Annotated in this window: 10 protein-coding genes and 1 pseudogene; 3 read left to right on the top strand and 8 right to left on the bottom strand. The window is 55.8% G+C overall.

Annotated elements, in window-relative coordinates:
• Positions 1 to 118: 118 nt before the first annotated feature.
• Entirely contained in the window at positions 119 to 964 is an 846-nt protein-coding gene (locus FHW74_RS00375; protein WP_183168622.1) for a D-alanyl-D-alanine carboxypeptidase, read from the bottom strand.
• A 164-nt stretch (positions 965 to 1,128) separates the two neighbouring features.
• Positions 1,129 to 2,259, bottom strand: a pseudogene (malX, locus tag FHW74_RS00370) (PTS maltose transporter subunit IICB); the annotation flags it as partial.
• A 160-nt stretch (positions 2,260 to 2,419) separates the two neighbouring features.
• Between malX and FHW74_RS00365 the strand changes: the two are divergent.
• Positions 2,420 to 3,448 carry a Mal regulon transcriptional regulator MalI gene (locus tag FHW74_RS00365; RefSeq protein WP_183168621.1) on the top strand — a complete coding sequence of 343 codons (1,029 nt, stop codon included), beginning with the start codon at positions 2,420 to 2,422 and terminating at the stop codon, positions 3,446 to 3,448.
• A 28-nt stretch (positions 3,449 to 3,476) separates the two neighbouring features.
• Here the strand turns inward: FHW74_RS00365 and FHW74_RS00360 are convergent, their stop codons facing one another.
• Together FHW74_RS00360 and manA are read right to left on the bottom strand one after the other, a co-directional pair.
• Positions 3,477 to 5,045 (bottom strand): YdgA family protein, encoded by a 1,569-nt coding sequence (locus FHW74_RS00360; protein WP_183168620.1) that lies wholly within the window; start codon positions 5,043 to 5,045, stop codon positions 3,477 to 3,479.
• 103 nt (positions 5,046 to 5,148) lie between these two features.
• Positions 5,149 to 6,327: a mannose-6-phosphate isomerase gene (manA, locus tag FHW74_RS00355; protein WP_183168619.1), complete on the bottom strand. Its 1,179-nt coding sequence runs from the start codon at positions 6,325 to 6,327 to the stop codon at positions 5,149 to 5,151.
• Positions 6,328 to 6,530: 203 nt separating this feature from the next.
• On the opposite strand from manA, the gene fumA reads away from it, so the two are divergent.
• Positions 6,531 to 8,177 carry a class I fumarate hydratase FumA gene (gene fumA / locus FHW74_RS00350; protein ID WP_183168618.1) on the top strand — a complete coding sequence of 549 codons (1,647 nt, stop codon included), beginning with the start codon at positions 6,531 to 6,533 and terminating at the stop codon, positions 8,175 to 8,177.
• A 153-nt stretch (positions 8,178 to 8,330) separates the two neighbouring features.
• Positions 8,331 to 9,728 carry a class II fumarate hydratase gene (gene fumC, locus FHW74_RS00345; protein ID WP_183168617.1) on the top strand — a complete coding sequence of 466 codons (1,398 nt, stop codon included), beginning with the start codon at positions 8,331 to 8,333 and terminating at the stop codon, positions 9,726 to 9,728.
• Here the strand turns inward: fumC and tus are convergent.
• The 4 genes from tus to folM form a co-directional block, all read right to left on the bottom strand.
• Positions 9,725 to 10,651 (bottom strand): DNA replication terminus site-binding protein, encoded by a 927-nt coding sequence (gene tus / locus FHW74_RS00340; protein WP_183168616.1) that lies wholly within the window; start codon positions 10,649 to 10,651, stop codon positions 9,725 to 9,727. The two genes, fumC and tus, sit on opposite strands and share 4 nt — an antisense overlap.
• Positions 10,652 to 10,739: 88 nt before the next feature.
• Positions 10,740 to 12,014 (bottom strand): two-component system sensor histidine kinase RstB, encoded by a 1,275-nt coding sequence (gene rstB, locus FHW74_RS00335; RefSeq protein WP_183168615.1) that lies wholly within the window; start codon positions 12,012 to 12,014, stop codon positions 10,740 to 10,742.
• A gap of 14 nt (positions 12,015 to 12,028) precedes the next feature.
• Positions 12,029 to 12,751 carry a two-component system response regulator RstA gene (gene rstA, locus FHW74_RS00330; RefSeq protein WP_183168614.1) on the bottom strand — a complete coding sequence of 241 codons (723 nt, stop codon included), beginning with the start codon at positions 12,749 to 12,751 and terminating at the stop codon, positions 12,029 to 12,031.
• Between the two features lie 75 nt (positions 12,752 to 12,826).
• Positions 12,827 to 13,549, bottom strand: a complete 723-nt coding sequence (gene folM, locus FHW74_RS00325) for a dihydromonapterin reductase (RefSeq protein ID WP_183168613.1) — start codon at positions 13,547 to 13,549, stop codon at positions 12,827 to 12,829.
• Between the last annotated feature and the right edge of the window lie 24 nt (positions 13,550 to 13,573).

Genomic DNA, 13,573 nt, shown 5'->3' with positions numbered 1-13,573 from the left:
GTTGAAAGGTGGAGTGCACCTCTAACTCACTGTAAAATAAGGAATGTCATTGAAAGGTGGTTAGGGTTGTACATTGACCTATTTCAGATTTCAAACATTGCCGATGTTCACTTAAACATTAACCATTACATACCGCATCTAGCATGAGGAACATGTCATCGTCGCGTGTATCTTTAGATGAGGAATACAGGGTAACTGCGAACGCCTCGTTCCCATCAGGTAAAGTATAAAATAACGCCAGATTATAGAATGAAGGTGCAAGTGTTCCTGTTTTCCCACCTTGAACTCTTCCGTCCTGAAGCATCTCAACGGTGTTTTGTATTGGTATCAGACGTGGCTTGGGTCCGGCAACTTTAAGCACATGCTTTCGTTTACTCCAAGTATCCATAATTGCAGGGTATTTTACTGCTTCATACATCAATCGACCAATATCACGCGCACAAGTTCGCTGCCCTCTGGCCCCTAACCCATGAACGTTCATGAACGCAGATTCGAACATCCCTATGTCCATAGCTGTTTTATTCATTTCGTTTATGAAATTGGCAACACAAATAGAGTCGATATGCTTTTCACTATCAGCAATGTTGAACAACAATCTTCCGAATGTTCGCGCTATGGCAGATGCGGTCATGTTACTTGAAGGCAAGAACATGTTATGCAAAGCATCCCAAAATGTAATCACGTCACCACATTGAAGGTTTGCACCTGAACCACCGCACTGCATATCAGATTCTCCGATTGTTACAGGTCTGTTCACATTGGAGTCGATACGTAAGGCTGTTATAGCAGTAAGAATTTTAGTAAGGGATGCCGGTTGCACTAACTTGAGTGGATTCATTTCGTATATCGCATCCTTAGCAGTCGGAACACTTGATGATGCTCTGTAAACAGCGGCACTTTTTGCGGTCAGTTGTAGCCCGGTTGAGTTAGCTTTCGACGGGATATGTATGTTGTCAACGTTCACTGATGGGTATCCTTCCATGCTCTTTGGTAATGTAATGACCACAACGAGTTATTATCCATTTTGCGGAAATGATATTGCAAATTCAAAAGAGGGGAATCGAAAGGACGAAACAGTTGAGGGTTGAAGATAGGTTAAAAAAGCATCAATAAAGGCTATTGACATTTAGTGTTGCCGATGGTCACCCCCAGGATTGCCATCATGGTAAAGCCCAGCCCGGTCAACAGCGCGTGGATTAAATACAGCAGCGGAGCGACAAACAGGAACAGGAACTCCAGCGGCTCAGTGGTGCCGCCCACCACGCAGGCGATCACGCCGGAAATCAGCAGGCCTTTAATCTTGTGACGGTTTTCAGGCCGCGCGCAGTGATACATCGCTAACGCCGCACCCGGCAAGCCGCCTAAAAATGCCGGCATTTTACCCTGGGACAAGAAGCGGGTCGCGCTTTCAGCGAAACCGTGCGTTTCCGGGCAGCTTAGCTGAGCCTGGAAAATGGTCAGCGCGCCGCTCACCGTATGGCCGCAGACGTCCAGAGTCCCGCCCGCATCGGTAAAGCGGATCAGCGCCACCAGTATATGATGCAAACCGAACGGCAACAAAAGGCGTTCGCCGGTGCCAAACAGCATCGGACCAAAATCCCCGGCGCTATTGATAACGTGACCAAGTTGATTAATGCCCATCGCGAAGAACGGCCAAATCAGTGGGACAATCAGCCCCAACAACCCTATCACGAAGGTGGTGATGATAGGCACAAAGCGGGTGCCGCCGAAAAAGGCCAGCGCATCCGGCAGACGCACATTGTGAAAACGCTCATGCAGCAGCCAGACGATCACCCCGACAATCACCGCGCCCAGAATACCGGTATCGATAGACTGAATGCCAAGGATGCTCTGAATATTGTTCGCTTTCAGGATTGCCGGATCGCTGCTGGGCAAAACGCCTTTCGCCGTGAGCCAGAAGTTGACCGCCAGGTTCATCACCGCATAGCCGACAAATCCTGAGAAGGCCGCAACGCCTTTGTTTTCCCGCGCCAATCCCAACGGAATAGCGATACAGAACATCACCGGCAGGAAGCTGAACGCGAATGAACCGATCTTACTCATCCACACGAAGATGGATTGCAACACCGGATTGGCGAGAAACGGCATCAGGGTGGTGACATCGTGGCTGCTCAGGGAACTACCGATCCCCAGCATAATGCCGCAAAACGAAAGCAGGGCGACGGGCAACATGAAGGTCTTGCCCAACTGTTGAAAAAATTCCCACAGGGTGATTTTTGGAGGGGTTGATGTCGCCATAGCGGCTCCTTGTTAAACGACAGTGTTTGATGATGCCGCGCAAGATAAAACGTTTTATCAAATTTTAATGAGCAGCCAGTCACAATTTATCACTGAGAAACATTTATACTATTCCTGGTTTGATAAAACGTTTTATCGGACATTCAGGAGCGCCTGCCGCATGACGCAGGAAAAGAAAATCACGATTAACGACGTGGCGCTGGAAGCGGGCGTATCCGTCAGCACCGTCTCTCTGGTACTCAGCGGCAAAGGCCGCATATCGGCGGCGACCGGGCAGCGTGTCAGCGAGGCCGTCGAGAAACTGGGATTTGTGCGCAACCGCCAGGCCTCGGCGCTGCGCGGCGGGCAGAGTGGGGTGATCGGTCTGATTGCCCGGGACGTTTGCCATCCTTTCTATGCCCAACTGATCGCCGGGCTGACCGTCGCGCTGGAAAGGCAGGGCCGGATGCTGCTGCTGAGCCAGAGCGGACGCGATGGCCAGCAGATGCTGCACTGCTTTGAGACGTTGCTCAACCAGGGCGTCGACGGAGTGATTATCGCGGGCGCCGCCGGTATGGGCGCGGAGCTACGTGAAAAGGCGCAGCAGAAAGGTGTCCCGCTGGTCTTTGCCTCCCGCGCCAGCTATCTCGACGAGGCCGACACACTGCGTCCGGATAATCTTCAGGCGGCGCAGATGCTCACCGAACACCTGATCAAGCAAGGTCACCAGCGCATTGCCTGGCTGGGCGGCAACAGCGGTTCGCTTACCCGCGCTGAACGGCTCGGGGGTTACTGCGCCACCCTGCTGCAATACGGATTACCCTTTCACAGCGAATGGGTGGTGGAGTGTGAAAACAGCCAGAAGCAGGCGGCGGAATCCATCACCGCGCTGCTGCGCCATAATCCCACCATCAGCGCGGTAATTTGTCATAACAGCACCATTGCGCTGGGCGCCTGGTTTGGGCTGATGCGCGCCGGCCTGCAAAGCGGCGAATCGGGTATGGAAAGCTATTTCGATCGCAGCGTGGCGTTAGGGGCGTTCACCGAATTATCGGAGGATAAGCTGGAAGATATCCCCGTGACCTGGATGACGCTGCCCGCTCAGGAGATGGGGCATGAGGTGGCGGAGCGCATGGCGCATCGGATTGAACACAGCGATGAAGTACACCGGCACCATGTACTGGCAGGCAGGCTGATTAAACGGAAATAAAAATGGCCTCAAGCGAGGCCATTCAGGGTTACTGCTGCGGTACGGCCGCAGGCGGTGTCTCCGGGGCAGGAACCGGAGTCGGAACCGGGACAGGCACCGGAACCGGGACCGGTACTGGCACGGCATCACCCGTTAAGCCGAACATACCCACGAATTCCGCCAGCGGCATTTTCTGCCCGTTGAGTGTCACCTGACCGTTGCCGTATTGCAGGCTGGAGACGATTTTGTTGTCTTCCAGAGAGGTGATGCGGAACATCTGTCCCATGGCCGCCAGGCCTTTCACCTGCTGAGATGCCAGCTTCTCAGCCTGATCGTCCTGATACCCTTCCAGGCGAGCAATCTGGGTCATAAACTCGGTCGCCATATCCACCGGGATAACCAGTTTGCTTTCAAGCGATTTCACCACCCGGTCGAGCTGCTGGTCCGGCGTGGTGGCAGGCGTTGTGTTAGCAGAAGGGTCTTTCAGGAACAGCGACAGGTTGAAAGAACTCTCTCCCTTGTCGTTTTTCCAGCTCAGCGGGGCCACGGTCACTACCGGGTCGCCTTTCAACAGCAACGGGAAATTAGCCATCAGGATTTCCAGCGCTTTCTGCTGATAAAGCGCGGGATTATCCTGCACGGCAGGGTCGGTCAACAGTCCCTGAATTTGTCCGTTATACTGCTGGCTGAACTGATGCCATGCCTGGCCGTCAATCCCACCGATTTTCACGGTGAGCTTGCCGCTGCCCATGTTCTGGTTCTGGATCTTCAGCGCGTCCATCACATAGTTAATTTCGCTGTCGATTTTCTTCTTGTCCTGGCCGACGTCGGATTTCGCATCCAGATGCAGCCCGTCAATCACCGCCATCTCTTTGCCTTCCACCGCGACGGCAAATTTTTCAATCGACAGTTTTTGCTCGCCGACGCGCTCATCAAATTCGGTCAGTTTGCTGGAGCCATCGGATTTGAGACCGTTGAAAGTCATCTGTACCCGCTGACCGTATTCATTCACTGCGCTCACCAGACCGCTTTGCGCATCGCCCTTCAGACTGATTTTGTTACCTTCGCCGTCGGCATCGAGATTAAATGTCCCGCCACTGAACGCGACTTTCTCTTCGGCTTTTTCGTAGTTCAGCGCTGCAAGCGTAATTTCAGAAGCTGTGCTGCCGTTGTAACCGACGCGAGTCTGGGAATTGAACACCGGCTGCCCTTTGGTCATATCGAACAGCGGTTTAGAGGTCTCGTTACTGACCAGCGTTGTGCGCACCGACGCCATTGACGGGATCAGATTGAGCTTTTTCAACTGGGCAAGGGGGAAGGGGCCGTGGCTGACATCTTCATTAAACACCACGCTCTGACCTGGCTTAATCAGCGGATTTTCCACGCCTTCAATGGGTTTTACCACCAGTTGCAGATGGCTGGAGAACAACCCGCGCTGATAGTTTTGATAGCCTAACTCCACGCCCGCCTGCGGCGCGCTGCGCTTCAGTTCACTGTTGGCGTTCGCAACCATGCCAGCGATGCGTGATTCGAGTTGTTTGCCGGTGTACCATGACGCGCCGGTCCACATCACGCCTAGCGCGACAATCACACCGACGGCAACCAGAGTTTTTTTCATAGTGTTTATCCCTAAAAAATAAAACCAGACGACTTCTCATCGTCTGGCGTGATGATTTACGTGCTGATAAAGCTTAGCAACGCCTTTCTAAAAGATCAGTAACTTAGTTGAGCTTATTATAAACCCGAGCTAAACGACCGGTGCCGTTAATCGTCACCGGGGAGTCGGCTGCGCTGATAAACGCGGATTCGCCGGGTTTAAGCGTCAACGTCTGGCTCTCTTTACCGATCGTCGCTTCGCCTTCCACACAAAACAGAATAGCAGCGCTTTGCTGGCTGAGCGTGGCGGGTTCAGCGGTCAGGTCATGGAGCGAGAACGCGAAGTCATCCACCGGGATCGGGAAGTCAAGGGCGTTGCCCTGGCGAGTCGGCGTGGTGAGCAGGGTGTCGGCGGCGCGCGGCGTGAATTTGACGTTGGCCACCAGTTCCGGGATGTCGATGTACTTCGGCGTTAAACCGGCGCGCAGCACGTTGTCTGAGTTGGCCATCACCTCCAGCGCGACGCCCTTCAGATAGGCATGCGGCGTTTCGGCGAACAGGAACATCGCTTCACCGGGGTTGAGTTTCACCACATTCAACAACAGCGGTGAGAACAGCCCGCTATCGTCCGGGTAAAACTCTGAAATAGTGCGGATGGTTTGCCAGGGCTCTCCCTGCTGGCTGTTCAGCGCCGCTTTCAGCACCGCCAGCGCCCGGGATTTTTTCTCGCCTTCCATATTCAGCAAGCTGGCAAACAGTTGGCTCAGCCGTTCCGCGTTGGGCTTTTCCAGGAAATGGGCGATAGCGGTATGCGCGCCCGCCACCGGTTGCAGCAGGGCGATAATGTCAGAAAATTCACGGAAAGCATTCATCGCCAGGAAGGGCGTGAGCGCGAACACCAGTTCCGGCTTGTGGTTGGGATCTTTGTAATTGCGTTCAGCCGCGTCCAGTGGGATGCCTGCGGCGTTTTCTTTAGCAAAGCCGGCTTCGGAGGCCTGTTTGTTGGGGTGAACCTGAATCGACAGCGGCTGGTCGGCGCACAGCACCTTAAACAGGAACGGTAATTCGTCAAAGCGTGTCGCCACCGCGTCGCCCAACAGGGTCGATTTATCCGCATCAATCACGTCACGCAGGGCGTGAAGGCTGCCGTCCTGGCCCTCAATTTTCGAACTGCTTTTCGGGTGCGCGCCCATCCACAATTCCGCCATCGGCAGGTTGTCAGGATTGGCGATGCCATACAGCTCCGTCAGCGCAGTTTTACTACCCCAGGCATAGTTTTGCACTGAGTTAATGAGTTTTTGCATGATTAAGCCTTTAATTAGGTGAAATTAACTTGCTGTATTAAACCAACAATTCGTGGTGAAGTAACCCCGGATGGTAAAAAGTCGTCTTTGTCTCAGTTTTTGTTAAAAATTTGTGTAGCATGTCAGCACTCGCTTTTGCACACGGCACATGGACAATGTGCTGAATGAAGAATAGTTAAACTTAGGCTGTCAGTGAGAGAACAATGTCAAACAAACCCTTCCATTATCAGGACCCCTTTCCGCTCAAAAAGGATGACACCGAATATTATCTGTTGAGCAGCGATTACGTCAGCGTCAGCGAATTCGAAGGCCAGGAGATCGTTAAAATCGAACCCCAGGCCCTGACCCTTCTGGCGCAACACGCTTTCCATGACGCGTCGTTTATGTTGCGTCCGGCGCATCAGCAGCAGGTGGCGGATATTCTGGCTGACCCGCAAGCCAGTGAAAACGACAAGTACGTGGCGCTGCAATTCCTGCGCAATTCGGAAATTGCCGCTAAAGGCATTCTGCCGACCTGCCAGGACACCGGCACCGCGATTATCGTCGGGAAAAAAGGCCAGCGCGTCTGGACCGGTGGCGGCGATGAGGCGGCGCTGGCGCATGGCGTCTATAACACCTACACCGAAGATAACCTGCGTTATTCCCAGAATGCCGCGCTGGATATGTATAAAGAGGTCAATACCGGCACCAACTTACCGGCGCAGATTGACCTGTATAGCGTAGACGGCGATGAGTACAAATTCCTGTGCATCGCCAAAGGCGGCGGCTCCGCCAACAAAACCTATCTCTACCAGGAAACCAAAGCGCTGCTCACCCCCGGTAAGCTGAAAAACTGGTTGGTAGAGAAAATGCGCAGCCTGGGCACCGCTGCCTGCCCGCCGTACCACATTGCTTTTGTCATCGGCGGCACCTCGGCGGAATCCACCTTAAAAACCGTCAAGCTGGCGTCCACCAAGTACTACGACGGCCTGCCGACGGAAGGCAATGAACACGGCCAGGCGTTCCGCGACACCCAGCTTGAGCAAGAACTGCTGGAAGAGGCGCAAAAACTCGGTCTCGGGGCGCAGTTCGGTGGCAAATACTTCGCTCACGACATCCGCGTGGTGCGTTTGCCGCGCCACGGCGCGTCCTGCCCGGTGGGCATGGGTGTCTCCTGCTCAGCGGATCGTAATATCAAGGCCAAAATCAACCGCCAGGGCATCTGGATTGAGAAACTGGAAAACAACCCAGGCAAGTATATTCCCAAAGAACTGCAACGTGCCGGGGAAGGCGAAGCGGTGCGTGTGGATCTTAACCGGCCGATGAACGACATCCTGGCGCAGCTATCGCAATACCCGGTGTCGACCCGCCTGTCGCTCTCCGGCACCATCATCGTGGCGCGCGATATCGCCCACGCCAAACTCAAAGAGCGCATCGACAACGGTGAAGGGCTACCGCAGTACGTGAAAGATCACCCAATCTATTACGCCGGCCCGGCCAAAACCCCGGAAGGCTATGCCTCCGGCTCGCTCGGCCCGACCACCGCAGGGCGTATGGACTCCTATGTCGACCTGCTGCAAGCCAACGGCGGCAGTATGATCATGCTGGCCAAGGGCAACCGCAGCAAACAGGTTACTGACGCCTGCCACAAGCATGGCGGCTTCTACCTGGGCAGCATCGGCGGCCCGGCGGCAGTACTGGCGCAAAGCAGCATCAAGAGCCTCGAATGCGTCGAATATCCGGAGCTGGGTATGGAAGCGATCTGGAAAATCGAAGTGGAAGATTTCCCGGCATTCATCCTGGTGGATGACAAAGGCAACGACTTCTTCGCCCAAATCCAGTCTTCGCAGTGCGCCAGCTGTGTGAAATAACTGTTTTTACCGCCTCTCATTCACGGGAGGCGGTTTTTCCCTTCGTTAACCGCACTAACCAGCAAACTGAACTACCTTGTTAATCAATACTCAAAGCGTCAATTTTCTGTGAGTCATGTCGGCTTGATAACTTTCTTGTTAAGGAGACATTGAATGGCAACCTATCGTAGTGAAAGTGATTCCATGGGCGCGATTGATGTGCCTGCCGATAAGCTGTGGGGCGCGCAAACTCAGCGCTCGCTGGAACACTTTCGCATTTCAACGGAAAAAATGCCGACGGCGCTGATTCATGCGCTGGCGCTCACTAAACGCGCGGCGGCAAAGGTCAACATGGATTTGCAGCTGCTGGCGCAAGAGCGGGGCGAGGCGATTATCTCGGCGGCGGATGAAGTGCTTAACGGCCAGCACGCCGGGGAGTTCCCGCTGGCGATCTGGCAAACCGGTTCCGGCACCCAGACCAATATGAACATGAACGAGGTACTGGCTAACCGGGCAAGTGAACTGCTGGGCGGCGAGCGTGGCATGGGGCGCAAAGTTCACCCCAACGATGATGTGAATAAAAGCCAGAGCTCCAACGACGTTTTCCCTACAGCGATGCACGTGGCGGCAGTGATAGCCCTGCGCGAACAGTTAATCCCGTCACTGAACCAGCTCACCGCGACCCTGAAAGCCAAATCCAGCGCCTTTAGCGATATCGTCAAGATTGGCCGCACCCATCTCCAGGACGCCACGCCGCTGACCCTTGGGCAGGAAATCTCCGGCTGGGTGGCGATGCTGGAGCATAACCTGAAACATATCGAACAGAGCCTGCCGCACGTGGCCGAGCTGGCGCTGGGCGGTACGGCGGTGGGCACCGGGCTGAATACCCATCCGGAATACGCCGAGCGCGTCGCCAGCGAGCTGGCGGCCTTTACCGGGCAGCCGTTTGTTACCGCACCGAATAAGTTTGAAGCGCTGGCGACCTGTGACGCGCTGGTCCACGCTCACGGCGCGCTGAAGGGGCTGGCGGCCTCGCTGATGAAAATCGCCAACGATGTGCGCTGGCTGGCCTCCGGCCCGCGCTGCGGCATTGGTGAAATCACTATCCCGGAAAACGAACCGGGCAGCTCGATCATGCCAGGCAAAGTCAACCCGACCCAGTGCGAAGCGCTGACCATGCTGTGCTGCCAGGTGATGGGCAACGATGTCGCCATTAACATGGGCGGCGCGATGGGCAACTTCGAACTGAACGTGTTCCGCCCGATGGTTATCGACAATTTCCTTCAGTCGATTCGCCTGCTGGCGGACGGGATGGAGAGTTTCGATCACCATTGCGCTAGCGGAATCGAACCGAACCGCGAACGCATCGACCAGTTGCTCAATGAATCGCTGATGCTGGTCACGGCGCTTAACACCCATATCGGCTACGACAAAGCGGCGGAAATCGCCAAAAAAGCCCATAAAGAGGGGCTGACGCTGAAAGCGTCCGCCCTGAAACTGGGTTACCTGACGGACGCCGAATTCGACGCCTGGGTGCGCCCGCAGGATATGGTCGGCAGCATGAAGCCTTAACGGGCGAGGTAAAGGTGCAGGCGGGGGATCAACAGTTCCAGCGGCTCCGCCTGCGGCTTATGCCGGTGTTGGATCTGCTCGGCATCGTAATTCAGCAGTTCGCCGATTTCCGGCACCGGCGTACCCGGTTCATCGGAACACAGCACAATGAGCGGCGACGGGCAGGCGAGTTGTACCTGCTTTTGCTGCGCCGCATACCACACCCGCGCCACCGGCTGCACCTTAACCGGGCGCTTGATTTTAAAGCGCGCGGCTTGCGGCAGCGAGGCGATAGCCTGATACTCCTGCTCCACCTTTTCGCGCCACTGCTCCTTGCTCCATGGCGCAACCGCGCGCGGTGACTTCAGGCTTTTCTCCAGCATCGCCAGCACCTCTTCACGGGTGAAATTCTTGATGAAATGCTTATTCGCCCAGCCGAAGCGGATCGTGGCCGGGTTTTCCAGCACCGTGATTTGCCGGTAGGCGTTCAGGGTGATAAGGCCAGGCAGATAGTGATGCACCCACTCAAAGCGCTGGGCGGGCGTCAGGCCAGACTCCACCGCGACAATCTCCGCGAACTGCGTTTTCAATTGATTAATGGTCTGGATGGTTTCCAGTAGCTGCTGGCGCTGGGCGGCGCTTACCGCATAGCAGATGGCGCCGGGCAGGCGCAGGGCCGCTTTACTGCTGCGGTTTTCCGACTGCTGCTGGATAAACAGATGGGTAAAGTGACGCATCGTGGCGTCATGAGCCGCTTTGCTCAGCAGTTGGTTAACGCTGATTTTTTCCAGCGGATCGTGCTCTTTGCCTTTGTCCACCGGCGGCAGGGCAAACACCCGGGCGCTGAGCCGCCGACAGGGCTCCAGCATCTGTTTAAACGCCAGCAGCAGATGCTCCATCTCCTGGAAGGTGGAAGTAAGACGTTGGGCGAGATCGTAGCGCATGAAAGATACCTTTAGTTACAACATACTTATAGGTATAGCACGATAATAAGCCTCTGACCACGGTGCCGCAAAGTCTTGCAGGGAAATTTCAACGTTGAAGCGGCCAGCTGAATTCGAATCGCGCGCCGCCGAGCGGGCTGTGCCGGGCCGCCACGCTGCCGCCCATCGCCGAGGCTACGGAGCTGACAATCGCCAGCCCCAGGCCGCAGCCCCCGGTGGCGCGGTCGCGGCTGGGGTCGAGGCGGACAAAGGGTTCAAAAACCCGCTGCCGTTCACTGTCCGGAATACCGGGGCCGTCATCATCCACCGTCAGCACGCCGGTAACCCCGTCGCTGGCGAAGTGGATTTCTATTCGCTGCTGGCAATAGCGCAGCGCGTTGTTGACCAGGTTATCCAGCACCCGCGCCATCAGGCGCAGATCCAGCAGGCTTTCGCACGTGGTGGAGGGCAGCAGCGTCAGCGCTTTGTCCGGATGCAGCGCCTGGAGATCGCTGACGTGGTTTTCCAGCCAACCTGATAATTCCACAGGTTTCAGATGCAGCTCGTTTTGCGGACGGTCGAGGCGGGCGTAGGTCAGCAGTTCGTCAATCAGCGCTTCCAGCTGGCTAATATCGCGGTTAAGCGCGGCGCTTTCGGCGTCCGACAGGTTATCGCTCATCTCCAGCCGGTAGCGCAGCCGCACCAGCGGGGTGCGTAGCTCGTGAGCAATACCATCGATCAGCTGTTTTTTACTGGCAATCAGGGTGTTGATGTTATCCGCCATCTGGTTAAAAGCCACGCCGAGCCGTTCAAAGCTTGAGGCATCGTCAAAATGGATGCGTTCATCAAGATGGCCTTCGCCAAAACGCTGCGCGGCGGATTCCAGCCTGAGCATCTCTTTCCAGTGCGGGCGCAGCCAGATAAACACCGGGACGGCCAGCGAGAAGGCGATAAACACAATCAGCGCCACGTCGAGCAGGCGCATCTGATGCATAAAATAGAGATAGGGCACCGGCCCGACCGCCAGCACATAGTGGCTGCGGGGAATGCGCTGGATAAAGGTATATTCATCATCCAGCGCCACGATCTCGCCGCTGCGCAGGCGCTGGGTGGGCAGGGCATCGAGATGGAAATGATTCAGGGGCTCAATGCGAAGGTCGAAAGAGAGATTCAGGTCGAGTTGCTTAATCGTCTTATTCCAGTCGCGCGGCGGGATTTCGCGCAACTCGCTGCGCATCAGGTACAGGGAGCTTTTCATTAAATCATCCAGCGATTGCCGCCCGGCACGTTCCGCGGTGAATTTATACACCAGGCCGACCAGCATCGTCATCACCAGAAAACAGACGAACAGCAGCAAATAAAACTGTATAAATAGCTTCTTCATACGGCCACTTGTGTTTAATCCGCCGTTTCCCAGGCGTGGGGGGCAAAGAGATAGCCCTTATTGCGCACGGTCTTGATCCGGTAGGGTTCGGTCGCGCTGTCGTTGAGTTTTTTTCTCAGTCGCGAGATGGCGACATCCACGCTGCGATCCAGCCCGTCATAGCTTACGCCGCGCAGATTCTTGAGCAGGGCGTCGCGGTCCATGATGTTGCCAGCATGGGTCGCCAGCTCCCAGAGCAGATCGAAATCGGCGGTAGAGAGCATCACAGTACGTTCGCCCAGCCGTACCTGACGGTTAAGTGGATCGATGCACAGCGTACCGAAGTGCAGCGCCTTGTGCGGCGAGCGGCTGGCGGCGGGTTCCGGAGCGGGCGAAAGCTGGTGTTGGCGCAGATGCAGGCGCAGACGGGCAAGCAGCACTGCGGGCGGCGTGGTTTTGAGGATGTAATCGCTGGCGCCCATTTCCAGCGCCAGGATATGGTTCATATCGCTGTCCAGCGAGGTAAGCAGCACAATCGGCCCTTGCCACAGCGGGCGCAGGTCCCGGCACAGGCTCATGCCGTCTTTACCGGGTAACATGATATCCAGCAGCACCAAATCCGGCTGCTGCGCCAGAATCACCTCGATGGCCCGATCGCCGCGCGTTTCCAGCAGCACCTCAATATCATGTTTACCGAGGTAGGCCGCAATCAGCGAACCTACCTCGGGATCGTCTTCGACAAATACAATTTTGCTCATAGAGCGGCGCTTATCGATCAAAAACCACAGGTTACACCTTCCACCTGCAAGGTTCCATTAACGCCGGGTAAACCGCTAGCGAAGATGTCGTCCGCCATCTACCGGAAAGCTGCGCCCCGTGACGTAACAACTGGTCAGCAGATACTCCACCAGGTCGATGACTTCTTTCTCGCCCGGTTCGGTTTTCATCAGCGATTTATTGAGCGCGCGCTGACGGTAGGCGGCGTCATCCAGCTCGTTGAACAGGATCAGCGAAGGGGCGATAGCGTTCACTTTCACTTCCGGGGCCAGTTTGCGGGCGAAGGAGCGCGTCATATTGTCCAGCGCCGCTTTACTGGCCGCGTAGGCGATATGCTTCTCGCTGCCGCGCTCCACCACGTAATCGGTAAAGTGAATGATGTCGCTGGCCGCATGGCCGTGACCGCGCAACAGTGGTTCCAGCGCCAGATTGATTAAATAGGGGGCGTGGACATGCACCTGCATCATTTCCGTGATCACATCCCCGGAAATCGGCCCGGCTTTTTCGGTTTGCCAGGCGCTGGCATTATGAATGATGGCGCGCAGGCACGGCGTCAGTGCCTTAACCTGTTCCGCGAAGGCCAGGATGCCGTCATCGGTGGAAAAATCGGCCTTAATACAGTGAGCGCCCATCTCCGTCAGCACGTCGATGGCAGGATAAGCGGCGCGATAGCTGACAATAACCGGATGCTTCTCAGCCAGAAAATGGTGGGCGAGGGCGAGCCCGATACGGCGGCCGCCCCCGGTGATCAAAATTGGTCGGTGTGGTGTTTTCCCCATAACGTAACCCTCGTCAGTATGTCA

Source organism: Atlantibacter sp. RC6 (assembly GCF_014193285.1).
Classification (GTDB): Bacteria; Pseudomonadota; Gammaproteobacteria; order Enterobacterales; family Enterobacteriaceae; genus Atlantibacter.
The sequence above is the reverse complement of the archived record's forward strand: the minus strand, read 5'-3'. Positions and strand labels throughout refer to the sequence as shown.

What these genes read in the sequence shown, in the direction of transcription:
- rstB (WP_183168615.1), bottom strand. Translation starts at nt 12,014, where the DNA reads ATGAAGAAGCTATTTATACAGTTTTATTTGCTGCTGTTCGTCTGTTTT.
- FHW74_RS00360 (WP_183168620.1), bottom strand. Translation starts at nt 5,045, where the DNA reads ATGAAAAAAACTCTGGTTGCCGTCGGTGTGATTGTCGCGCTAGGCGTG.
- fumA (WP_183168618.1), top strand. Translation starts at nt 6,531, where the DNA reads ATGTCAAACAAACCCTTCCATTATCAGGACCCCTTTCCGCTCAAAAAG.
- folM (WP_183168613.1), bottom strand. Translation starts at nt 13,549, where the DNA reads ATGGGGAAAACACCACACCGACCAATTTTGATCACCGGGGGCGGCCGC.
- rstA (WP_183168614.1), bottom strand. Translation starts at nt 12,751, where the DNA reads ATGAGCAAAATTGTATTTGTCGAAGACGATCCCGAGGTAGGTTCGCTG.
- tus (WP_183168616.1), bottom strand. Translation starts at nt 10,651, where the DNA reads ATGCGCTACGATCTCGCCCAACGTCTTACTTCCACCTTCCAGGAGATG.
- manA (WP_183168619.1), bottom strand. Translation starts at nt 6,327, where the DNA reads ATGCAAAAACTCATTAACTCAGTGCAAAACTATGCCTGGGGTAGTAAA.
- FHW74_RS00365 (WP_183168621.1), top strand. Translation starts at nt 2,420, where the DNA reads ATGACGCAGGAAAAGAAAATCACGATTAACGACGTGGCGCTGGAAGCG.
- fumC (WP_183168617.1), top strand. Translation starts at nt 8,331, where the DNA reads ATGGCAACCTATCGTAGTGAAAGTGATTCCATGGGCGCGATTGATGTG.